The following is a 23,199-nucleotide window of genomic DNA, read 5'->3' on the forward strand; positions in this document are numbered from 1 at the left end:
TATTTCGCGCTTGAAATCTAGGGGCGGTCATGTCCGAGGATTCACTGGTAAAGCAGGGTTTGGCAAAAGGAAGCGCGCTGGGCGGAGCCGTTCTCCTCATCACAGTCGGCGTGCTCGAAATCCTCCAAGGCATCTCGGCGATATCGGAGGACGACGTGACAGTCGTCGGCCCGGAATACACGTACCAATTCGACCTCACTTCGTGGGGATGGATCCACCTCGTACTCGGTGTGCTCGTCACCGCTGTCGGAATCATGCTCTTCACCGGCGCGACGTGGGCACGGGTAGGCGCGATAGTCATCTGTTCTCTGTCGATCCTCGCGAATTTCCTGTGGCTACCCCACTCGCCGTGGTGGTCGATCATCATCATCGCGCTCGACGTATTCGTCATCTGGGCCGTCGCGACCTGGAATCCCGAGGTCATCTGAGGTCACCCGCCGAATCATCTTCGCAGTTCAGCATTTCAACTGTGCGCCAGTAGTTTCCGTCCCGGGAGGACCATCATGGCAAACGGCACGAGCGACGGACCACTCCAGGAGGACGAACGTGCCGAACTAGCCCGGTTGCGCGAAGAGGTAGCAACACTTCGCGAGCAGACTCCCAGCGCCCGCGAAACGACCGTCGAGAAAGTCTCCCGACCACCTCGACATGGGCTGCGGTGGACGGCGGTGACAATCCTGCTGGTGCTGGTCGCACTGCTCGCAGTCTTGTCGGTAACCACCCGCTTCGTACGTAGTCAGATCCTCGACACGGACCGCTACGTCAGCACGGTAGCGCCACTGGGTGAGAATCCAGCCGTGCAAGCGGAGATCACGAATCAAGTCACGGACGAGATCTTCGATCGCGTCGACGTCGAAGGGCTCACCACCGAGGCACTCACAGCATTGACGGACGTGTCGAATCTCGAAGCCAACGCGCCTCGCGTGGACCAGGCGTTGGTGGGTTTGGCACCGGTGATCGCCGGCCAGGCGAAGAGTTTCGTCCACGACACAGTGGCCTCGCTCGTTCGGACGCAGCAGTTCGAAGACCTTTGGATTCAGGCGAACCGAGCGGCGCACAACTCCCTCGTCGCCGTCATGACCGGAAACTACGGACCCGACTCGGTCGAGGTCGACCAGAGCGGAACGGTCAGCATTTCACTGAGCACGATCATCGACCGGGTGAAAACGGCGCTGACCGACCGCGGCTTCGCTTTCGCAGACAAAATCCCGTCCGTGGACAAGGAGTTTGTTCTCTTCCAGTCCCCCGAGCTGGTGAAGGCGCAGCGAGCCGTCTCGGCACTCGACAAGGTCTCGGCGGTGCTGCCGTGGTTGGGAATCGCTTGCGCAGCAGCCGCTGTCGCCGTTGCGCCAACCGGTCGCAGGCTTCGTACGCTGTCCCTGGTCGGTCTGTCGATTGCGTTGGGAATGCTTGTTCTTGCGATCGGAATTCTGATCGGACGTGCAATCTACCTCGACAGTGTCCCTACCGATATCCTCTCGCCAGACGCCGCCACCGCTGTCATCGACACAGTTCTGGTTCCGCTTCGGACGAGCCTTCGCGCGGTTGCGGTCCTCGGTGTGGTGGTGGGGCTCGGCGCCTACCTGATCGGTGGGTCGTCGTCGGCGATCGCCGTTCGTCGAGGCTACGGGCAGGCGTTGGACTTCGTCCGGCATTCTGCAAGCGGCCGAACGCCGAATCAGGTGGAGCGGTGGGCCAATCAGCTTCGTGTCCCACTGCGCTGTGCCATCATCGGCATCGCCGCCCTGTTGCTGCTCTTCTGGCGCTACCCCACCGGATTGGTCGTTGGTTGGATCGTCGTCATTGCGCTCGTTGCTCTCGTCGCACTGGAAGTATTGGTTCGTCCCGCACGCGCCGCCGCGCAGGACGCCGGGCCTGACGACGGCGGAACCGACGACGCCAGGCCCGGGGCAGAAGATACGAAAACTACGCCAGCGCCTTTGCCTTGATGGCCTGGAATTCCTCTTCGTTGATCGCGCCTGAGTCGAGAAGCTCTCTGGCGTCGGCGATCTGCTGAGTCGGCGATTTCCCGGCGACCTTTCGAATGTAATCACTCTGCGCGTGTATGTGCTGTTGAGCGGCTTCCATCGACCGCCTCGTCATTCCGTCATTCTTGACGACCACGTAGATCATCGCGGACAGGAATGGAATGACGAAGAGGAATATCATCCACAACGCCTTGGCCCAGCCCGAAGTCTCGTGATCACGGAACAAGTCGGTGATGATCGAGAACAACACGCTCAAGTACGCCACAAAGGCAAAGCAGACGAAGATGCACCAGAAGAATTCCCAGAAGCCTTCCATGTCAACGCTCCCTGTACTCGGTTTTACACATCAGGAGTTCGGGAGGCTGACGTTCCGCGCCTGAGCTCCTGCATTCGGCCAGAACTCCCTGGTCCAAGGTCATTTCAGTATGCGCCGACGATCCCCGTTCCGGCTACAGTTCGAGAGAGTTCAGACTCGCCGACCGCTCATCCATTATCGGAATCACGATTCTCCGATCCGAGATCTCTTGTCTGGCCGCTTTTTCGACCAGAAGAGGCACGAAGTCGCGGATCCGACATCCCGCAAAACGCTGGTGAATTGTTCGCACTCTGTTTTCGATCTCCGGTGGAGGAACGGCGGGATAGCGGGAAATCAGGCGAGTGATCACCCGCTCGACGTGTAGCAACTCTTCGTCGCCAGTCATCCATTAATGGTCGTCCGTCCAGCCGAGCACGTCAAGACTCGGAAAGGGTTCGAAAACAACACGATTCGGGTCTCGATTGCGAAGAGAATAGGTTCACCGAATATGGGGCATACACATAAGGGCGGACGGTTCCCCGCGCGCTCGCGTTGCGCTCATGATGCCAGGGAGTGGAAGTGGGAAAGAACGCTCGGATTCTTCACGACGACACCCCGTCGACCCTTACCGACGACGCGCCGCCCGTGGCAGAAAAGCCGATGAAGAACAAGGTGTACCGCCGCAAACTCAAGCCGTTGCACGGCGAACTCGTGGCTTTGCAGGAGTGGGTCAAATCGTCTGGAGCCAAGGTCTGCATCGTATTCGAAGGTCGAGATACCGCGGGGAAGGGCGGTGTCATCAAAGCCATCACCGAGCGAGTGAGTCCGCGAGTGTTCCGGGTCGTTGCGTTACCCGCCCCGACCGAGCGAGAGCATTCGCAGATGTATGTCCAACGCTACGTCCCGCATCTTCCGGCTGCCGGTGAGATCGTCATCTTCGACCGAAGTTGGTACAACCGTGCCGGTGTAGAACGAGTAATGGGCTTTTGCACCGAAGAACAAGCACATCAATTTCTCCAGCTCATTCCGACCGTCGAACGCGCGATCGTCGAATCGGGAGTCATTCTGCTCAAGTACTGGCTCGAGGTCAGCGAAGAACAGCAGCTCTTACGTCTGCAGAGCCGGATCGACGACCCTCGAAAGATCTGGAAGCTGTCGAATCTCGATCTGAAGTCGTTCAGTCATTGGTACGACTACTCGCGTGCCCGCGACGAGATGTTTCGCTTCACCGACACCGGCTGGGCGCCATGGTATGTCGCAAACAACAATGACAAGAAACGCGGACGACTCAACATCATCAGCCACATTCTGAGTCAGATCCCCTACGAGCCCGTGCAATCCACGGACATCACCCTGCCGAAACGGCAGAAGGCTCACGGCTACCAGACGCCCAAACAACCGCTGCACTGGATTCCGACCCGGTATTGACGATCGCCAAGGAAAGGATGTGCGGTCATGAGCCCCACGCCGTGGCATGCGCAGAGTGGCGAATCAGTCGTGTCCGTACTGCAGTCGGACCCGGAGCGCGGACTGCAGTCGGATGAGGCCGACCAACGGCGACGACGCTACGGGTCGAACGAAATCACCTCGACGCCACCGCCGTCGACGTGGTCGATCGCGCTGTTGCAGCTGAAAGATCCGATGAACTTGATGCTCGTCGCCGTGGCCGCGGTCAGCATCGCCATCGGTGAAGTGCCGACAGCAATCGTGGTGGCGGTGCTCGTCGTGCTCAACATCGTCCTCGGAACTCGACAGGAGTTGAAGGCACGGGCGAGCGTCGACGCCCTCGCCAAGATGCAGACGCCCCAAGCACGGGTCATTCGTGACGGGAACCTGATACAACTCGACGCTACCGAACTGGTGCCGGGTGACATCGTCCAAGTCGAGGCAGGAGACATCATCGCTGCCGACGGACGGTTGCTCGCCACCACCACCCTGGAGACGCAGGAAGCCGCATTGACCGGGGAAAGCGCGCCGATACCGAAGGACCCGAATACGCTGAACAACGAGGATATTCCGCTCGGAGACCGCAGCAATCTGGTCTTCCAGAACACCTCGGTCACCCGCGGCACGGCGACCATGGTGGTCACCGAGACCGGGATGCAGACGCAGATAGGCCAGATCGCGTCGATGTTGTCGGCGGTCGCCCCTGGCAAGTCGCCACTTCAACGTGAATTGGACTCTCTCACCAAACTTCTCGGAATCATCGCGTGGACGGCAGTGATCGTCATCGTCGTCATCGGGCTCCTTCGTGGGCAGGACCTGACTACGCTTCTGCTCCTTGGTATCGCAATGGGAGTGTCCGCGATTCCGACCGGCCTGCCAACATTCGTCCAGGCGATGCTGGCCTACGGTGCCCGTCAACTGGCCGACGCCAAGGCCGTCGTGAAGAACCTGACCGACGTCGAAACACTCGGCGCGACCAGTGCAATCAACTCGGACAAGACCGGCACGCTGACAATGAACCAGATGACCGTCCGATCGCTGTACGTCCACGGCCGTTGGTACACGGTCGACGGCGAAGGCTACGCCAAAGCGGGAAGGATCACGCAGGTTGCCGGCGAGGCACCACCCGACTTCACCCTTCTCGCATACGGACTGTGTCTCGACAGCGATGCAACGGTTTCCGATTCCGGGGAAGTTGTCGGCGACCCGACCGAGGCCGCGCTCGTGGTGCTCGCGGCAAAGATCGGTGCCGACGCCCCACTCACCAGACGGACCTACCCGCGGGTGGCGACGGTTCCGTTCGATTCCGCGTACAAGTTCATGGCCACGTACCACCACCTCGAAGTCGACGGCGTAAGTCAGTTCGTCGGATTGGTCAAAGGCGGACCCGATGTCGTCCTCGCTCGGTGTTCTTCGGCCTTTCTCCCCGGCCGTCGGCAGGTCCCGATCGAGGAAGTCCGAGACGAACTCACGGCAGCAAATCAGTCCATGTCCGAAAAGGGTCTTCGGGTGCTGGCATTCGCGGTCAGACGCCTCGACGGACGGGAAGACGCTGTCGTGGCCGACCCCATGTCCTTTGTCGAGGACCTGACGTTTGTCGGTATGGCAGGCATCATCGACCCGCTGCGTCCGGAGGCGGTCGATTCGGTGCGAACCGCACACCGGGCCGGCATCGAGGTCCGCATGATCACCGGCGACCATGCCATCACCGCCGCAGCGATCGGTGCCGAACTCGGACTCGGCCCGGGCTCGGTGGGCGGCGGCGAGTTGCAAGTGATGACCGATGAAGAACTGTCGACCGCGTTGCCGAACCTGCACGTGTTCGGCCGCGTCACTCCGCAGGACAAACTTCGCTTGGTCGATGTCATGCAGAGCGGTGGCGCCGTCGTCGCGATGACCGGAGACGCGGTCAACGACGCCGCCGCGTTGAAGAAGGCAGACATCGGCGTCGCCATGGGCTCGGGCAGTGAGGTGACCAAACAGGCGGGCAAGATGGTGCTCACCGACGACAACTTCGGCACCCTCATCACCGCGATCACTTTGGGCCGCAACATCTACGGAAAAATCGTCTCGTACATCCGCTACCAGATGTCGAAACTCTTCTCCTTGGTTCTCCTCTTCCTCGCTGCGAGCATCTTCAACATCAACGAGGGTGTGGCACTGACGCCACTGATGGTGCTGTTCCAGCACTTCTTCATCACACTGTTCCCCGTCGCCGTGATCATGCTCGACCCGCCGCCACCGGATCTGATGAACAAGCCTCCGCGCGATCCCAAGATGCCGATCGCACATCGAAGCGCAGTCGCTCAGTGGCTCGCGTACGGTGTCCTGCAATTTGCCGTGACACTCGCGGCGATGCTTCTCGCACCCGGTGAAATGAGTACTTCCGATGCGAATGTTCCCATGACCACAGCATTCGTAGTGCTCTCTCTCGGTTCGATTCTCGCGGGGCTTACCATGCGGCGTGATCCCGAGTCCGGCGTGGTTCCACCGGTTCTCGGTGCCATCAAGATCTTGACGATCCCCACGGTCGTGACCGTATTCGCCGTCGAGGCGGGCGTCCTCCAGGACCTCCTCATGACAACCTCACTGACCGGCGCCCAGTGGCTCGCCTGCCTGGGTTGGTCGCTGATCATCCCGGTTGTCGTCGAGTTGGACAAGGCAATTCGACGCCGCCGCCTCGCACAGGCACCTGCGCCCCTCCCTGCGACCACCGCGGTTGCCCCCGAGCGCGCCCGTTCGCTCCACTGAGGGAGGACAATCAAACGATGATGTGGGCGGAGAGTCTAGGTCGGCTACCGGGCGTCGCGACTGCCCGTGGGTATCGCCGCGAGTGGTTGCGAACAGACGTCACTGCCGGACTCGTCTTGACTGCCCTGCTCATCCCGGCAGGCATGGGCTACGCCGAGGCCGCCGGGTTGCCTGCGTACGCCGGGCTGTACGCCACCATCGTGCCTTTGCTCGCGTACGCGGTAGTCGGGCCCTCGAAAATCCTTGTACTCGGACCTGATTCGTCACTGGCGCCGCTGATTGCCGCCGCGGTCATACCGCTGGCAGTGGTCGGCGATTCGGAGAATGCGCTTGCACTAGCCGGTGTTCTCGCCATTCTTGTCGGACTCATCCTCGTGATCGGCGGATTCCTTCGTCTCGGCTTCGTGACCGAACTCCTCTCGAAACCGATCCGCCTCGGCTACCTCAACGCCATTGCACTCGTCGTCGTAGTTGGTCAGATTCCCAAGCTGCTCGGATTCTCCGTCGACGCGTCCGGTCTACTCGGTGAAATCGGCGGGATCTCAAAGGCCCTGGTGGGTGGCGACGTCGACCCCCTCGCTGCCGCCATCGGTGTCGGTTCGCTAGTCGTCATAGTCGCCTTCCGGCTCTGGGTACCTGTTGTTCCCGGCGTTCTGGTGGCCGTTGTCGCGGCCATAGTCTTGTCCGCTGCCGCCGGTCTCACCGATGACATCGGCATGGTCGGCGCACTGCCGGAAGGACTCCCCCTCCCTTCCGTCGGTGGAGTCACGTGGCAGGACGTCGGCCATCTGATCGGGCCCGCCGCCGGTATCGCATTGATTGCCTTCGCCGACACCGGCGTTCTCTCGCGCACCTTCGCCGCCCGCCACGGCGAGGACGTGAACGGCAGTACCGAAATGAAGGCGATCGGTGTCGCGAACGTGGCCGGCGGGCTGTTCGGCGGGTTCCCGATCTCGGCGAGCGGGTCACGAACTCCGGTAGCCGAACAGAGTGGGGCGCACACACAATTGGCCGGCGTCGTCGGGGCGCTCGCGGTCCTGGTGTTCGTCCTCGTCGCTCCCGGACTCACGGCATATCTGCCCGATGCAACACTGGCCGCCGTCGTCATCGTCGCCGCGTGTGCACTGATCGACGTGGGCGGCATGGTCCGCATGTGGCGCATGAGCACCGTGGAATTCGGCCTCGCCGTCGCGGCGTTTCTGGGCGTCGCCCTGGTCGGTGTGCTACAAGGCATCCTTGTTGCGATCGGACTGTCCTTCGCAGCGGTCATCGCGCAGGTATGGCAGCCACATCGAACCGAACTCGTCGAGACGGGCGAACCCACCGGATTCCACGACATCGAACGCCATCCAGATGGGCATCGCATCCCCGGCCTGGTGTTGGTGAGGTTTGACGCGCCACTGTTTTTCGCGAACGGCGAGATCTTCGACGAGTACGTTCGCTCCGTCGTCGCCAAGGCGCCAGATCCGGTCGACTGGGTGGTTATAGCCGCCGAACCGATCACCGGACTCGATACAACGGCAGTCGACGAACTCGTCGATCTGGATACATTCCTCGAAGGCAAAGGAATTCGGTTGGCATTCGCAGAGATGAAAGGTCCGATCAAGGATCGACTCATCCGATTCGGAGTCGGGGATCGATTCGATTCGACGCACTTCTACCCGACCGTCGAAGCCGCCGTGAACGCATTCCGCACCCGAACCGACGACTGACAAACGCCAGGCAGTCGGGAGCCGTGGCTGCATTGGGTACCGTTTGGTATGGGATTCACGACGGACAATGTTCCGGCACGCCGTATCGCTCAGGTCGCCGGCGTGGGCGGTATCGCCGTCGGCGTTGTCTCGCTGATCGCGTTGTACTCCACCAAGCCGATCAACCCGTTGATCGCCGTGGCCTCCTTCGTCCCGATACTGCTTGCGGTCACACTCGCAGCGTCCCTGATATGCCTGATCTTTCGCCGCTGGATCCTGCTGGCGATCTCGGTGGTACTGATTGCGGTGGGCGCGTCGGTGATCAGTCCACTGTATGTGGCAAACAGTTCCGAAATCGACGGGCCGACTCTGCGCGTAATGCAAGCAAACCTTCTCTTCGGGCAGGCAGATCCCGCCAGTTTGACTGCGACGGTGCGCGAGAAGGCAGTCGACGTCCTGACGGTTCAGGAACTGACCACATCACTCGAAGGCTCTCTCAGAGATCAAGGACTCGAGCAACTGCTGCCGCATCACTACTTGGTACCGGACGAGGCCGGCGGGGGTGGCGCCGGTATTTACAGCCGTTATCCGCTGACGGAAACTCGGGAATTGAACGGATTCGGACCGACCAATCTTGTTGCCGAAGTCGGCTTCTCGACTCCGTTCACCCTTCTGGCGGTTCACCCCGGACCGGCGTACGTGACCCCGCCCGACGTGTGGACTGCCGAGCTGAGCACTTTGCGAAACGCGCTCGACGCTGCTGCCGCCGAGGAAACCGTCATCGTCAGTGGCGACTTCAACACCACATTCACGCACAAGCAATTCCGTGACCTCCTCGATGTCGGCTACTCCGATGCCGCAGACCAATTGGGAGTAGGCATCGTGCGCACCTATCCGGCGGACAAGAAATTTCCCGCGATCGTCGGCATCGACCATGTACTTCTGCGGGGCGGACAGGCGAAGTCACTCGAGCGGATCGAGATCGAAGGTTCCGATCACTTCGGCTTGATCGTCGACGTGGCGATCCCCAACTAGTCGGAGAGCACCCGACCCGAGCGAACGAGTTGCGGATCACCCGTGCTTCGGCATGCTTCGACCCGACACATCGATCGTCCGATGCAGGTGATGCGGCGTACGCAGGACGATCGACCGGTCCACCACGGATACGCCCGGAAACTGCTCGGCGAGATAACCTTCCAGACGCTGCACGTCGTCGATCGAGCGCAGCCACACCGCCAATGCGATGTCGTAGCTGCCGATCGTAGAAGCAACAAGCCTCGCCTCACGCAGGTGCGAAAGACGCTGAGCAATTGCCTCCTTTCGCCCGTCGAGACGTAAGAAGTACCAGGCGTAGACCGGCCAGCCGGAGTAGGGCCGAGCAATCTCCGTGCGGACGACCAGTCGCCCCGTCGACAGCTCGTGAGAAAGGAGCGCCCCAGCGCGAGCCGGCGTGACTCCGAGGGCCGCAGCGAGTGCCGAGACGGTGACACGTGGTTCGCGAGAAAGAATGTCGAACAGCTGCGACTGTTCCTCTTCGCCGGCGCGTACACCACGAATCTTTCCCGCCGGGGCCGACTCGAGCGCGGCAATTTCTTCCGCATCGAGAGCACGTAGACGCCAGTTCCTCGCGTCGGAGTTCGCCGAGGACACGATCTGAGTTCGCATCGCGGTGATCATCGGCAGGGATTGTGTTCGCTCCAACACGTACCTGGACAATTGATCGAGGTCAGTGCAGGTGAGCGTGACGAGCAGATCCCGATTGCCGGTTGTGAGATCGACTGTGAGAACTTCGGGATCGTGCGCGATCTGTTCGGCAACGCTCATGGTCTGTGCCGGTGCGCATTCGATCTCGAGAAGTGCGGTCGCCGACACGATGGGTCCACCACGGTACGCAGCGATCCACGCTATTCCTTGCGAGTGCAGACGCTCCCAACGCCTGGTCAGGGTGACCGGGTCGGAACCGATCGCGCGTGAAAGCTCGGACCACGACGCTCGCGGCCTGATCTGCAGTGCGTTCAACAGCCGAAGATCGTCGTCCTTGAGCATCTGATCCTGCACCGAGGACCTCACTTTCAAAAGAATGCTGCACCGAAACAGGATCGAAACGCGTCGATCCTAACTTCATCACATCAATAGTCCACCAAATCCTGAGCCTCGAGAACCCTTACTTCTTGCGTTCGTTCGCCCCCTCGAGAAAGACACCGACATGACCGAAGCATTCCCTGTCTCGCATGACGATTCCCCAGTCAGCGATCAAAACGCGACGCAAAAAGTCGTTTTCGCCATGCAGACGCCACGCCTGTGGATCGTGGTGACTTTGCTCCTCGGGCTTGCGGCAGGCGCGCAACTGATCGGCCCCGCAGTGATTCCCGTCGGCGCTGCCGCCATCACGATCCTGCCCATGGTGTGGGGACTGATTGCCGGCGGTGTCGTCTCGAGCCAGAAGTGGAAACCACTCGGCCTCGACCTTCAGGCTGCGGCCTCGGCAATCATGGGCCTGGCTGTTCTCTTGCTTTGTGCAAGGTTGTCTTTCACCATCGGCCCGAACATCCAATTGTTGTTCGAGGCGGGCCCCGCACTGCTACTGCAGGAATTGGGGCACTTGTTCGGCACTATCGCTCTCGCACTCCCGCTGGCGGTACTCCTTCGGATGGGGCCGGCCACCGTCGGAGCAACCTTCTCCATCGACCGCGAGGGTTCCTTCGCGATGGTCAGCGAACGCTACGGCCCCGATTCCGACCAGTACCGTGGAGTCCTGTCGATGTACGTCTTCGGCACTCTGTTCGGTGCCGTGCTGATCAGCCTGATTGCGTCACTGGCTACATCCTTCAACATCTTCGACCCCCTCGCATTGGCGATGGGTGCCGGCGTCGGATCCGGCTCGATGATGGCTGCCGCTGCCGCCAGCGTCGTTTCGGCGCACCCCGAGATGGCCGACCAGGTACTCGCCGTGGCGGCCACATCCAACATCATCACCGGCCTCCTCGGCGTGTATGTCGGCATGTATGTCGCACTCCCCCTTGCTGATCGAATCTATGGCGCACTCACCAAGCGCTCGAAGACGACCAGCGAACGGAAAGCCGACACTGCCCCACGAGCGGTTGCGCCGAGCGTCACCGTGCCGCTGACCACGATCGTTCCGATTCTGTTCGTCGGTGGGGTCATCGTCTCCTCGATCGCAGCGGGTGGCGTATCTCGATCGATCATCGTCGGTTACTTGATCCTCACCGGATTGTTGCTCCTGGGCGTCGGCGTGGCCCGCCTGACCCGCGGCAAGATCGCGGCGATGATCGCAATCATCACCATCGGCGCCTTGGCGACAACACCGTGGTCCCCCATCGGTGATTTCGTCTCGAGCACCGTCGGGACTGTCGACTTTCTCTCGATCTGCACCCTCACCTTGACTGTCGCAGGTCTCAGCCTCGGCAAGGACCTTCCCTTGCTCAAGACGATCGGCTGGAAGATCGTGCCCGTCGGAATCGTCGCGATCCTCGCCTCTTACCTACTTTCCGTGGTCGTCGCGGAGTTCGCGCTGGGCCTCTGGCACTAGAACTGCACCCGAAGACGCTGAGAACCGAAGACACCGCGATCCGAAGACACAGAGAACCAAAGATGTTGAAAGGAAGCAATACCCATGTCCATCGCTGACACCCTCACCCTCACCCTCACAGACACGGTTTCGAGCACGATCGAGAAGTGGGCATCACGCCTCATCGATGTCAGCCACACGATCCATGCTCACCCAGAGCTGGCATTCGAAGAGCATCGGGCATCCGCCCTCTTGGCGGACGCCGCACAGGAAGCCGGCTTCACGGTTACTCGCGCCGCCTACGGCCTCGAGACGGCATTCGAAGCGGTGCGGGGCTCCGGCCCCTTCCGCGTCGTCGTCTGCGCCGAGTACGACGCCCTTCCCGACATCGGTCATGCGTGTGGACACAATGTCATCGCCGCTGCCGGACTGGGAGCAGCGATCGCGCTCGGAGAGGTCGCGGAGGAACACGGTCTGACCGTCGTCCTTCTCGGTACGCCGGCCGAAGAACATGGCGGCGGGAAAGTCTTGCTGCTCGAACTTGGCGCATGGGAGGGGGCGGCGATGTCGATCATGGTCCACGGCGCTGCAGGTGAAGACGTCAGCTGCACCGTCACCGGAACGCAGGCAGTCGACCGGTTCGACGTGACCTACACCGGAAGAGCCGCACACGCGGCCGCTGCGCCACACAAGGGCATCAACGCAGGCGACGCCGCCACGATCGCCTTGGTCGCCATCGGACTTCTCCGTCAACAACTTCCGTCCGACGTCAGGCTCAACGCCTATGTCGAGCACGGCGGCGAAGCAACAAACATCATTCCGGCCTCGACGTTGGTGCGAGCGGAAGTTCGGGCCGCAGAACTCGAGGTGCTGTTGGACGCCAAGCGTCGTATGCTCTCCTGCTTCGAGGGCGCAGCTGTGGCCAGCGACTGCTCCTGGTCGACCGAACGCGCCGAACCGCGCTACGAGGAGCTTGTTCAACATCGCGTGCTGGCGACGATCTGGGACGAGGAGATCGCGAGCCTGGGCCGCACCGCGGCCGCCCGAACTCCCCTGACCGGCGGCTCGACAGACATGGGCAACGTGTCGAAGGTGGTTCCCTCGATCCACCCGATGATCGCGTTACGCGGCGTTACCGGAGTTCCTCACACGATCGAGTTTGCCGCTGATGCCCGCTCCGCAGCGGGCGACGAAGCTGTTCTGCACGGAGCAATTGCAATGGCACGCACTGTGATCCGAGCCGCCACCGGGGACTCGCGCTCCAACCTCCTGACGATTGCGGCCCAGCGCGAGTCAGGAGCGACTACCGTCACGAGCGCCGAATGAGCACCACCGGCGTCTATGTTTCCGCGCTCGAATTCTTCTCCATCGGCATCGGGCCCTCCAGTTCACACACGGTCGGTCCGATGCGAGCCGCCCGCACTTTTGTCGGCGAGCTCTCCGCCGCCGGCTTGACCGCGTCGGTCGACCGAATTCGCTGCAATCTGCACGGCTCTCTCGCCGCCACCGGAATAGGGCACTGCACTCCCGACGCGGTGATCGCGGGACTTCGTGGGTTGGATCCTGAAACGTGCGAGCCGAACGACGTTCACGGGCGTTGGGCCGAGCTCTCGGACGGCGGATCGGTGAAGCTCGTCGGCGGCTCACTCGGGCACGTTGTGTTCACTCACGAGGACATGGTGTTCGAGCCGCTCGTTCGCCGTCACGGGCACCCCAACTCGATGACACTGACCGCCTTCAGCGGTCGCGAAATCGTTTGTACGAGTACATATCTGTCGATCGGTGGCGGATTCGTACTGCGCGCCGGAACGGCGACGCAAGCAAGCGCGCATTCGATCAACTCACGCTATCGAACCGCGAAAGAGCTACTGGCGGAATGCGGCTCCGGAACTATCGCCGAGTTGGCACTGTCGGACGAAATCGCGATGCACGGCCAGGATCGGGCATTCACCGGCATCGACGCGATCTGGTCCGCGATGCGCACATGCATCGAACGCGGCACCCAGACCGAAGGTGTATTGCCCGGGCGTCTCGGAGTTCGCCGAAGAGCACGGTCTGCGAACATTCAACTGGAACAACGTAACTGCGCCCCCTCCTCACGCGAGTGGCTGACCGTCTACGCCATGGCGGTCAACGAAGAAAATGCAGCAGGTGGCCGCGTGGTAACGGCTCCGACGAACGGCGCTGCGGGCATCGTGCCGGCGGTGCTCTATCACCACATACGCGCTACGGGCGCCGGCGTTCACGACGTTCGAACCTTTCTCCTCACCGCTGCCGCAATCGGATCGATCATCAAGGCGAATGCCTCGATCTCGGGCGCGGAGGCGGGGTGCCAAGGCGAGGTCGGAGCTGCCTGCGCGATGGCGGCAGCCGGCTTGTGCGCTGTCATGGGCGGATCACCACGACAAATCGAGAATGCAGCTGAGATTGCCATGGAACACCATCTGGGGCTGACCTGCGATCCGGTTGGTGGCCTGGTCCAAATCCCCTGCATCGAACGAAATGCCGTAGCCGCCTCGACTGCAGTCACCGCAGCTCAGCTCGCATACCTCGGTGACGGGACGCATGTGGTGAGCCTCGATACCGTCATCGAAACCATGCGCCAAACCGGAAACGACATGTCCGTGCGTTACAAGGAAACAAGTGAAGGCGGGCTCGCCGTCAATGTCGTCGAGTGCTGAGGAGGATGTCGACGGCAGCGGCGAGGGCGGGCGGACGCCGTCGCCGGAAATATCATCCTCTCGAACGATGAAGTCCGGTGTACCGATTTCTACACTCGGTGACATGACTTTGTGGACGGTGACCAGATGATCGCTCATCACGCTGGAGGAATCCCACTGCACAATTCTTCACGGCACAACACTGCGGGGCCGTCGCGCTCGACGCAGTCCTCAGGTCGCAAGATCGCCGCGTTGATCGCGTTGGTCGCCGGTTTCTCCGCTGCCTTCGTTCTCGCCCCGGGCATGCTGACGAGTAGGCCGGGTGATGGGTACGCAGACCAGGGAGAACTCGTCGAGACGGTCCGCGCCGCGTTCGTCGAATACTGGAGTTCCGGTGTCCAAGCCTTCTCGCCGAGCTTGGAGTCCGCTGTCGACTACTGGCTGCGGTACCACGTGGCCAAGGCCGTGATCGCGGTAATCCTGCTGACGGTTCTGCTCGCACTCGGCCGGATGCTCAAGGCGTCGTTCGTGAACGCCGGCCCTCTGACGGCTGGAAAGAAACTCGCATTCGTCTCGGCGGGAGGGCTGGTCACGCTCCTCGCGATGTTTTCCTCGGTACTCGTGATGGCAAATATCCAAGGTGTCGTTGCACCCTTCTCCTCGCTGATCTCGATGTTGCCCGTGGCCCAGACGGATGGGGCACTCTCCGAAACTGTCGGGCAGGTCCGACAACAGCTCGCTCAGTCGACGGGCACCGGAAATCAGCAAAGTCCCGCCCTCGAACTGATGATCAGCGACTTCGCGCGGTATCACTTGGCCATGGCGGTGATCGCGCTGATCGCGGCAGCAATATCACTGGCCGTGACTGTGGTCGTGTGGGCACGCTTCGCGAGAACGGCACGATCCGAGCGACGGACGAGATTCATGTCGGGGTCGATAGGTCTTCTCACTGCACTGTTCACGCTGGGATTGATCGTTGTCGGCGTAGCAAATATGGGCACCGCGGCAGACCCCGCGCTGGCCCTGGCGGCGTTCTTCGACGGCGGGCTCTGACCCAAGTCAAGGGTTCAGACCAGGGTTCCGTAGTCCCCCGGTACCGGTTGAGGAGGTACCTGGGGACTGCGTCTGCCGTACCCGGGGTCGATGTGTGAGTGCCCTCGGACAGGCAAAGTTCGACTCATGAAAACCGGAGCAAGACGCATCATGCTTGTCGGCCTGTGCAGCGCCATGGTTGCCGGCGCTGTAATCAGCTGCAGCACGGACAAATCCGCAGACAATCCCACATCCACCACTGACAAGGTCATGGACTCTGCGATCACCGGCCAGCTCGATTCGATCATCGACGCTGCGGTGAATTCGACGGGGATTCCCGGTGCGATGGTGGGCATTTGGGGACCAGACGGCAACTATGTGAAGGTTGCAGGAGTCGCCGACACTGCAACCAAGGCACCGATGGAGACCGACTTCTACCACCGGATCGGTAGCGTCACCAAAACATTTACCGTCACCGCCCTGCTGCAATTGGTCGACGAGGGAAAGATCGGTCTCGACGATCCGATCTCCCAGTACGTCGACGGCGTCATGGAAGGCGATGCGATCAGCCTGCGCCAGCTGGCGGGGATGCGCAGCGGCCTCGTGGCCTACACGACGTCCGAACAGTTTGTCATGGATGTTCTTTCCGACCCTCGCCGATCATTCACATCCGAAGAGCTCTTCGGATACGTCAAGGACCTCCCACTCCAAATTCGACCAGGAACCACTGTCGATTACTCGAATACCAACACCCTTCTGCTCGGCATGGTCATCGAGAAGGTCACCGGCTCAACACTGTCGGACGTCATCGACACCAAGATCACCACACCACTCGGAATGGAGCACACCAGCTTTCCCACCACCAACGCGTTCCCGAACCCCCACGCACAGGGATACACCAACCAAACACTCGACGAATCCGTGACCGCAGCAACGGACTGGAACCCGTCTTGGGGAGGCGCCGCGGGCGCAATGATCTCGTCGTTGGACGACATGCGCATCTGGGTTCCGGCCTTGGCCAAGGGCGATCTCCTCGCCGACGACACTCAGAAGCAGCGCCTGCACACCGAGCCCCTGGGCGAAGGGGACGACAGCTCCGGCTACGGACTCGGTTTGTTCAACAGCGGCGGCTGGATCGGTCACAACGGAAGCCTGCCCGGCTACAAGACAGTCTCGGTCTACTTGCCCGAGAAGGACACAACCCTGGTCGTCTTCATCAACACCGACATCGACGGAGAGACCGACCTGACCAGTGCTTTGATGGTGCCGATCACCAAGTTGATCAGCTCGGGCAACGTCTACGGCTGATCACCTCGGGTCCGATCCACAATTCGGACGAAAGTGACATCTCGGGTTTCGATCTGTCGATAGGCTCGACCGCCGACAGATCGAAACCCGAAAGAGGCACTCATGGGATCGTTGAAGGACTGGCTTCTCGACAGCGACAGCCCGCTCGTGGGGATTGTGGGTGGCATCCTACTGACGATCGCAATGCTCTCCGGCGGTACAGGCATGTAACCCACCGCTCCCGATATGGCTCCGCACAGCGGTGGACGTTCAGTGCGTGATCCAACGAACATGTTCGTTACGAACATGTTCGTGTACGGTGAAATCATGCCCACTCAGCCAACAAGTCCGTCGAGCCGTCGCAATCGTCCGGCCAAACCCGCTCTGACACGCGAGGGCATCGTCAGTACCGCGGTGGAAATCTTGCGGTCGGAGGGCTTGCAGAAATTGACGATGCGTCGACTCGCCCTCGAACTCGACACCGGGCCGGCATCGATGTACGTGTACGTGCGCAATACCGCCGAATTGCACGCCGCCGTTCTGGACACACTTCTCGGAGTGGTCGACCTCGCCGAAAATTCCTCCGGCACTTGGCAAGCTCGCCTTGAACGGGTGTTGACCTCGTACACGGCCGTGCTGTTCGATCATCCCGGTCTCGCCCAGTCGGCACTCGTTTCCCGACCCAGCGGAGTTCACTACGTACGCCTGCTCGAGCGCCTGCTGGCATTGCTCGACGAAGGCGAAGTCCCTCCAGGTCAAGCCGCGTGGGGCGTGGACTTGCTACTGCAGTACGCGACGTCCACTGCTGCCGAACACTCGGCGCCGAACAATTCCGCCGACGCGGATGCCCAATGGAGCGCGCTGACCGACGCAATCCAGAACGCAAACCCGCAGACGCACCCACTCGTCGCAAGACATGCAACAGCTCTACTTGCCGGTGAACCCTCGGCGCGCCTCTCCTGGGGATTCCGCACGCTCATCACGGGCATCGAGAACACCCCACTCACTTCTTAGGAACCCACCATGAACCAGTACCCCATCGCAATCATCGGCGCCGGCCTCGGTGGCCTCACCCTCGCCCGAGTCCTCCATCTCCGCGGAATCGATTCGGCGGTATTCGATCTCGAATCCGGACCGACAGCCAGAACTCAAGGCGGGATGCTCGACATCCACGAAGACTCGGGTCAGATCGCGCTTCGTGCCGCCGGCCTCTATGAGGAGTTCCGCGCCCTCGTTCATCAAGGCGGGGAAGAGACACGCGTCCTCGATCGAAATGCCGTCGTGCACCTGAGCGAGCAGGACACCGGAGACGGCGACCGCCCGGAAATCGACCGCGGCCAGCTGCGTGACCTACTGCTCAGCTCAATTCCGAAGGAAACAATCCAATGGGGAGCCAAGGTCCGCAGTGCTCATCCGTTGCCGGATGGTCGACACGAAGTTCACCTCGCGGATGGAACCCACTTCACCACCGATCTCCTGGTCGGCGCCGACGGTGCGTGGTCGAAAATCCGTCCATTGGTTTCAAACGACACTCCTGCGTACACCGGAATATCTTTCGTGGAGTTCGACCTCGACGCCGCCGACAACCAGCACGTGGATGCCGCTGAAACCGTCGGCGGCGGAATGATGTTCGCACTCAGTGCCGACAAGGGCTTCCTTGCCCACCGTGAGACCGACAACAGTCTGCACATCTATGCCGCCCTGCGAGTTCCCGAGAGCTGGGCAGCGAGTGTCGACTTCTCCGACGATCACATCGCGAAGAAGGTTCTGCTGGAACACTTCTCGGACTGGGACGAGTCACTGCGTTCACTGATCGTCGAAGCCGACAGCTCGCTGACCCCTCGCCCCATCCATGCCCTTCCCATCGGCCACAGTTGGAGCCGTACTCCCGGGGTCACTCTGCTCGGGGACGCGGCACACGTCATGTCGCCGTTTGCCGGAGAGGGTGCGAACCTGGCAATGCTCGACGGCGCGGAACTCGGCCAGGCGATCGCTTCGCACAGCAGCACGGAGGAAGGGCTAGCTGTCTACGAAGAGCGACTCTTCCCACGCAGCGCCGCGGCGGCACAACAGTCCGCTGATGGACTGGACATGTGCTTCGGCGAGAACGCACCCCAGGGGCTCGTGGACATGTTCGCCTCACACGCGTGACCGGAGCCGTTGCCTGATTGTCAGTTCGCCCGTGCAATGACATGCAACCAATCGGCAGTGGGACCGACCACGGCGTCGATTGACAAAGTTTCCCACCCGCTTCTGCCGAGCACCTGACGAAGTTGGTCCTCCTGCCAAAATGTGAAGTGGCGCGGCAACCCCAATTTCGCTTTGCTCCAACTGGTTCCGTCGCCCCTCTTGACCGTGAACGCAAAAATTCCCTCTGCCCCGACTACACCTCGCGACTTTCTCGCGACGAATTCGAACTCGTCGCGTCGCAAATGAAGCAGGACTGCATTTGCCACCACGGCATCGTACGTTCCGTTGAACTGCCCAGTTCGCATGTCGAGAACCTCAGCTGTAAAACCCTCTGCCCTCATCATTTCCACGAAGGCGAGTGCGCCGTCAGTGCGCGCCACCGATACTCCGAGAGATTCGAGGTACTCGGCATCACGGCCGGGACCACTGCCGAGTTCCAGAATCGTCCCTCCGTCCACCAGCTTGGCGATCTGGGCGAGGTACCGGACCATCGCCTCCCCCATGACATACGGTCTAGCTGCATACAGATTCGCACCGGCCTCATAACTCGCGAGTGTGATGTCGCCTGCATCGCCCACCGCAATCACTCCCGCAACGTCGTCAAGAAAGCAATGCGGTCGCCGCGGTAGAGCGAGCGAACCCGCTCGATCGGCACACCATCCGGGTCGACAGACGTCCGGTGCAATAGAAGCATCGGCATCGAGGTGGTGGACTCGACGAGCGTTGCCTCCCGCGGTGAAGCGAGCACCGTCTCGATCCGTTCGGTTGCGGAGGCAAAGACCACGCCGATGGAACGGATAGCCGCGTACAGGGACGTCGTCGCATCGAAAGCGTCGAGCATCTCACCGAACCTGCTGTCCGGCAGGAACGTTGATTCGAGTCCGATCTTCTCGCCGTCGGCGAAGAGGACACGCTCGAGATGAACGACGCTGTCGCCCACCTCGATACCCAACTCCGTGGCGAGACCGTCGTCGGCCGACATTCGTTCGAACGTCACAATCTTACGACTGGGCACTCGCCCAGCACTCAGTGCGCCTTCGGTATAAGAACGAATCGAGAGCGGCTGAACCAACTTCGGACTCGCGACGACAGTGCCCCGCCCCCGCCGCTCGATCCGTCCTTCGACAAGCAGATCACGAAGCGCTTGACGGACCGTCTCGCGAGCGACAGTGAACCGTGCCGCCAATTCCCGCTCGGACGGGACTGCGTCGCCCTCCTCGAGCCCACTGAGAATTGTCTCGATCTCGGTGCGCACCCTGTAGTACTTCAACTCCGGTTCGATCACGACGCTCGAGGTCCCCGGCCCGGTGGACGTCTGCTGATTCATGGCGCAAGCGTACAAGAATTCGGTCTATACCAATTGTTAACCTGGAGTTCGTCTCGATTCCCCCTATTGGTCTAGACCAAACGTCACTATTTCTACATGCGAATTTTGATTGTGGGCGGAGGGATCCTCGGAACGGCGCACGCCGACGAGGCAATCCGTCGGGGACACGACGTCATCCATCTCGAACGTGAGCCCGAAGCCCGCGGTGCCACGGTACGGAACTTCGGCCTCGTCTGGGTATCCGGGCGAGCCCCGCACGAACTCGAAGCTGCGCTGCGCTCGCGCGAACTGTGGGCAGACCTTGCCGCCCGTGTCCCCGGCGTCGGATACCGCCCAGCCGGCTCCATCACCCTCATGCGCACCGAGGAGGAGGTCGCGGTCGCGCAGGAAGCGTTCTCTCGGCCGGACGCTGACACCAGAGGGTTCGCGCTCCTGGATCCCGACGCCGTTCGCGTCGTCAACCCCGCGCTCCGGGGCAAGTTTCTCGGCGGACTGCACTGCACGCTGGACGCCGCAGTCGAGTCACGGCAAGCGCTCCCCGCCATCCGTTCTTACCTCGAATCCACCGGCCGTTACACCTACCACGCCGGAACGGAGGCCCGCGAGATCACGACGACCAGCTCCGGCGCACACATCCGCGACGACCACGGTCGCAGCTTCGACGCCGATCTCGTGATCGTCTGCCCCGGAGCAACACTCGGCGGATTGGCTCGCGATCTCGCCGGCGATCTCCCGTTGCGCCGTGTGCGCCTGCAGATGATGCAGAGCGCCCCACTCGGCGAAAAGCTCACCACCGCAATCGCTGACGGTGACAGCTTCCGCTACTACCCGGGTTTCGCCGGATCTGCCCTCGATCACCTCCGCAAAGTGCAGCCGCAGGAACCGACTGCCGAGGAACACCGCATGCAACTCCTGTGCGTGCAGCGCTTGCACGGCGGGCTGACCATCGGCGACACCCACGAATACGAGGAACCCTTCGACTTCGATGTCGACGAGGCGCCCTATCGCCATCTGTCCGGAGTCGTGGAAACACTTCTGGGACGCGATCTTCCGCCAATCGTCAAGCGTTGGGCGGGCGTCTACAGCCAGTGCATCGACCCCTCACAACTTGTACACCGCGCCCAAGCCGCCGACAACGTCTGGGTGGTTGCCGGCCCCGGTGGCCGCGGTATGACGCTCGGCCCGGCACTGGCGGAACAAACCGCCGACCAGCTCGGTCTCTGAATCTCTCCGACAAGAAAGACTTCTCATGTCTCCGATCACCCTTGCCGTTCTCGACATGGCCGGCACCACCGTCGCCGACGACGGACTGGTTCTTCGCGCCTTCGCTGCCGCCGCTGAAGCCGGCGGACTGCCCGCCGAAGGCCCGGAAGCCGACGCCGCTCGCCAGTACGTCCTCGACACGATGGGCCAGTCGAAGATCGTCGTGTTCCGGGCGATCTTCGGTGACGAAGACCGCGCCCAGGCCGCGAACGCCGCCTTCGAAACCACGTACGACTCCCTCATCGACCAGGGCCTGGCCGAGCCGATCCCCGGCGCCGAGAAAGCCATCACCACTTTGCGCGAGGCCGGCATCAAAGTTGCCTTGACCACCGGGTTCAGCCGATCGACCCAGGACAAACTCCTCGTCGCGCTCGGCTGGAAAACCCTCGCCGATCTCACCCTCTCCCCCGCCGAGGCCGGTCGCGGTCGACCGTACCCCGACCTGATTCTGACTGCCCTGCTCAAACTTTCGATCGACGACGTCCACCAGATCGCCGTACTCGGCGACACGTCCAACGACGTGCTCAGCGGCATTCGTTCCGGCGCATCCATCGTCGCCGGAACTCTGACCGGCGCACACGACGAGCAACAGCTTCGCGACGCCGGAGCCACCCACATCGTCCCGTCAGTGACGGAGTTCGCCGAACTCCTCACCCACTCCTGATCTCACCTCCGAAAAAGGAATCGTCATGCGTCTACGCCCGAGCATCGCTGCGGCCGCTCTCGCCGTGTCCGTCCTTTCGTTCACCACTGCCTGCGGTGGCACCGGCACTGCTGCCGGATCAGACACCGAGACCGTCACCGTATACAGCGCCGACGGCCTGTCCGGTTGGTACAAGGGAAGATTCGACGCCTTCACCGCGCAGACCGGTATCGCCGTCAACCTCGTGGAAGCCGGATCCGGCGAGGTCGTCTCCCGCGTCGAAAAGGAGCAGTCCAACCCACAGGCAGACGTGATCATCACGCTGCCCCCGTTCATCCAGAAGGCCGACGCCCAAGGTCTGCTCGAGCCCAGCGGAATCGACACCTCCGCCGTTCCTACCGACGAGAAGGATGACGCCGGCAAGTACGTACCCGTCGTCGAGAATTACCTCTCGTTCATCGCCAATCCGACTGCATCACCCGCCCCACAATCTTGGGACGATCTGCTCACTGACCAGTTCAAGGGCAAGTTGCAGTACTCCACGCCCGGCCAGGCCGGCGACGGTACCGCGGTGCTCTTGCTGCTCCAGCACCTGATGGGTAAGGAAGGAGCACTCGACTACCTCGGAAAGCTCCAGGCCAACAATGTCGGGCCGTCGTCCTCCACCGGAAAGCTCCAGCCCAAGGTCAGTAACGGAGAGCTGCTGGTCGCCAACGGTGACGTCCAGATGAACCTCGCCTCCATCGCCGACGACGGATCGAAGTTCGACATCTTCTTCCCCACTGGAGCCGACGGCACTCGCACCACCATTGCACTGCCCTACGTGATGGGCCTCGCCAAGAGCGCACCGAGCAGCGAACAAGCCAAGAAGTTGATGGAGTTCCTGCTCTCCGAAGAATCCCAGAAGACCGTCGCCACCGATGCACTCGGCGTATCAGTCCGCGAGGACGTCCGAAGCGCTGCCGGTGAATCCACCGACAAGAACACGCCTTCCGGAGTTCTGCAGGGCGTCAACGTGTGGACCCCGAACTGGAACGACGTCCTCAGCTCGCTCGACGCCGACATCGCCGCTTACCAGAAAGCCACCGGGAGCTGAT

At 61.8% G+C, this 23,199-nt stretch carries 21 protein-coding genes; 16 read left to right on the forward strand and 5 right to left on the reverse strand.

Annotated features, from left to right (window positions below; genetic code table 11):
- The first annotated feature begins 29 nt into the window (after positions 1-29).
- Together AC1Q61_RS16605 and AC1Q61_RS16610 are read left to right on the forward strand one after the other, a co-directional pair.
- Positions 30-428: a DUF7144 family membrane protein gene (locus tag AC1Q61_RS16605; protein ID WP_042925824.1), complete on the forward strand. Its 399-nt coding sequence runs from the start codon at positions 30-32 to the stop codon at positions 426-428.
- A 75-nt stretch (positions 429-503) separates the two neighbouring features.
- Positions 504-1,949 carry a hypothetical protein gene (locus tag AC1Q61_RS16610; protein ID WP_007734950.1) on the forward strand — a complete coding sequence of 482 codons (1,446 nt, stop codon included), beginning with the start codon at positions 504-506 and terminating at the stop codon, positions 1,947-1,949.
- On the opposite strand, the gene AC1Q61_RS16615 is transcribed toward AC1Q61_RS16610, so the two are convergent.
- The gene (locus tag AC1Q61_RS16615) at positions 1,927-2,304 is read right to left on the reverse strand and encodes an SHOCT domain-containing protein (protein WP_215515856.1); all 378 of its coding nucleotides are present in this window, start codon (positions 2,302-2,304) and stop codon (positions 1,927-1,929) included. The two genes, AC1Q61_RS16610 and AC1Q61_RS16615, sit on opposite strands and share 23 nt — an antisense overlap.
- Positions 2,305-2,437: 133 nt before the next feature.
- Positions 2,438-2,689 carry a three-helix bundle dimerization domain-containing protein gene (locus AC1Q61_RS16620; protein WP_007734945.1) on the reverse strand — a complete coding sequence of 84 codons (252 nt, stop codon included), beginning with the start codon at positions 2,687-2,689 and terminating at the stop codon, positions 2,438-2,440.
- Positions 2,690-2,880: 191 nt separating this feature from the next.
- Here AC1Q61_RS16620 and ppk2 point away from each other — a divergent pair, with 191 nt between their 5' ends.
- The 4 genes from ppk2 to AC1Q61_RS16640 are packed head-to-tail and all read left to right on the forward strand — an operon-like array spanning position 2,881 to position 9,206.
- Positions 2,881-3,711 carry a polyphosphate kinase 2 gene (gene ppk2, locus AC1Q61_RS16625; protein WP_228402274.1) on the forward strand — a complete coding sequence of 277 codons (831 nt, stop codon included), beginning with the start codon at positions 2,881-2,883 and terminating at the stop codon, positions 3,709-3,711.
- 27 nt (positions 3,712-3,738) lie between these two features.
- On the forward strand, positions 3,739-6,480 hold the full coding sequence (locus AC1Q61_RS16630; protein ID WP_042924395.1) for a cation-translocating P-type ATPase: 2,742 nt from the start codon (positions 3,739-3,741) through the stop codon (positions 6,478-6,480).
- A 17-nt stretch (positions 6,481-6,497) separates the two neighbouring features.
- On the forward strand, positions 6,498-8,192 hold the full coding sequence (locus AC1Q61_RS16635) for a SulP family inorganic anion transporter (protein ID WP_042924397.1): 1,695 nt from the start codon (positions 6,498-6,500) through the stop codon (positions 8,190-8,192).
- Positions 8,193-8,240: 48 nt separating this feature from the next.
- Complete coding sequence (locus AC1Q61_RS16640) at positions 8,241-9,206, forward strand: endonuclease/exonuclease/phosphatase family protein (RefSeq protein ID WP_042924399.1); 966 nt, start codon at positions 8,241-8,243, stop codon at positions 9,204-9,206.
- A 36-nt stretch (positions 9,207-9,242) separates the two neighbouring features.
- On the opposite strand, the gene AC1Q61_RS16645 is transcribed toward AC1Q61_RS16640, so the two are convergent.
- The gene (locus tag AC1Q61_RS16645) at positions 9,243-10,241 is read right to left on the reverse strand and encodes an Lrp/AsnC family transcriptional regulator (protein ID WP_228402203.1); all 999 of its coding nucleotides are present in this window, start codon (positions 10,239-10,241) and stop codon (positions 9,243-9,245) included.
- Between the two features lie 136 nt (positions 10,242-10,377).
- Here AC1Q61_RS16645 and AC1Q61_RS16650 point away from each other — a divergent pair, with 136 nt between their 5' ends.
- The 7 genes from AC1Q61_RS16650 (at position 10,378) to AC1Q61_RS16680 (ending at position 18,830) form a co-directional block, all read left to right on the forward strand.
- Complete coding sequence (locus tag AC1Q61_RS16650; protein ID WP_215515854.1) at positions 10,378-11,721, forward strand: DUF3100 domain-containing protein; 1,344 nt, start codon at positions 10,378-10,380, stop codon at positions 11,719-11,721.
- Positions 11,722-11,805: 84 nt separating this feature from the next.
- Positions 11,806-13,026, forward strand: coding sequence for an amidohydrolase (locus AC1Q61_RS16655; RefSeq protein WP_042924401.1), 1,221 nt, complete (start codon positions 11,806-11,808; stop codon positions 13,024-13,026).
- The gene (locus AC1Q61_RS16660; protein WP_042924403.1) at positions 13,023-14,381 is read left to right on the forward strand and encodes an L-serine ammonia-lyase; all 1,359 of its coding nucleotides are present in this window, start codon (positions 13,023-13,025) and stop codon (positions 14,379-14,381) included. The genes AC1Q61_RS16655 and AC1Q61_RS16660 overlap by 4 nt, the downstream gene beginning before the upstream one ends.
- A 126-nt stretch (positions 14,382-14,507) precedes the next feature.
- Entirely contained in the window at positions 14,508-15,413 is a 906-nt protein-coding gene (locus AC1Q61_RS16665) for a hypothetical protein (RefSeq protein WP_252194382.1), read from the forward strand.
- Positions 15,414-15,539: 126 nt separating this feature from the next.
- Positions 15,540-16,700, forward strand: a complete 1,161-nt coding sequence (locus AC1Q61_RS16670) for a serine hydrolase domain-containing protein (RefSeq protein ID WP_042924404.1) — start codon at positions 15,540-15,542, stop codon at positions 16,698-16,700.
- A 306-nt stretch (positions 16,701-17,006) separates the two neighbouring features.
- Positions 17,007-17,693, forward strand: a complete 687-nt coding sequence (locus tag AC1Q61_RS16675; RefSeq protein WP_042924456.1) for a TetR/AcrR family transcriptional regulator C-terminal domain-containing protein — start codon at positions 17,007-17,009, stop codon at positions 17,691-17,693.
- Between the two features lie 9 nt (positions 17,694-17,702).
- A complete protein-coding gene (locus AC1Q61_RS16680) occupies positions 17,703-18,830 on the forward strand; it encodes an FAD-dependent oxidoreductase (RefSeq protein ID WP_042924405.1) in 1,128 nt (375 codons plus the stop codon).
- A 20-nt stretch (positions 18,831-18,850) separates the two neighbouring features.
- Here AC1Q61_RS16680 and AC1Q61_RS16685 read toward each other — a convergent pair whose 3' ends face one another.
- Both AC1Q61_RS16685 and AC1Q61_RS16690 read right to left on the reverse strand, forming a co-directional pair.
- On the reverse strand, positions 18,851-19,372 hold the full coding sequence (locus tag AC1Q61_RS16685) for a methyltransferase domain-containing protein (protein ID WP_139799817.1): 522 nt from the start codon (positions 19,370-19,372) through the stop codon (positions 18,851-18,853).
- A gap of 80 nt (positions 19,373-19,452) precedes the next feature.
- The gene (locus tag AC1Q61_RS16690; protein WP_051649686.1) at positions 19,453-20,196 is read right to left on the reverse strand and encodes a GntR family transcriptional regulator; all 744 of its coding nucleotides are present in this window, start codon (positions 20,194-20,196) and stop codon (positions 19,453-19,455) included.
- 96 nt (positions 20,197-20,292) lie between these two features.
- Between AC1Q61_RS16690 and AC1Q61_RS16695 the strand changes: the two genes are divergently transcribed.
- Genes AC1Q61_RS16695 through AC1Q61_RS16705 form a run of 3 tightly spaced genes read left to right on the forward strand, consistent with a single transcriptional unit; the run spans position 20,293 to position 23,198 of the window.
- On the forward strand, positions 20,293-21,420 hold the full coding sequence (locus AC1Q61_RS16695; protein ID WP_042924407.1) for a TIGR03364 family FAD-dependent oxidoreductase: 1,128 nt from the start codon (positions 20,293-20,295) through the stop codon (positions 21,418-21,420).
- Positions 21,421-21,445: 25 nt separating this feature from the next.
- Entirely contained in the window at positions 21,446-22,123 is a 678-nt protein-coding gene (locus tag AC1Q61_RS16700) for a phosphonatase-like hydrolase (protein ID WP_030535653.1), read from the forward strand.
- A 25-nt stretch (positions 22,124-22,148) separates the two neighbouring features.
- Entirely contained in the window at positions 22,149-23,198 is a 1,050-nt protein-coding gene (locus AC1Q61_RS16705) for a 2-aminoethylphosphonate ABC transporter substrate-binding protein (protein WP_042924409.1), read from the forward strand.
- Position 23,199: the final 1 nt, after the last annotated feature.

The sequence above is a fragment of the Rhodococcus sp. MPR-R1B genome, from assembly GCF_058793255.1.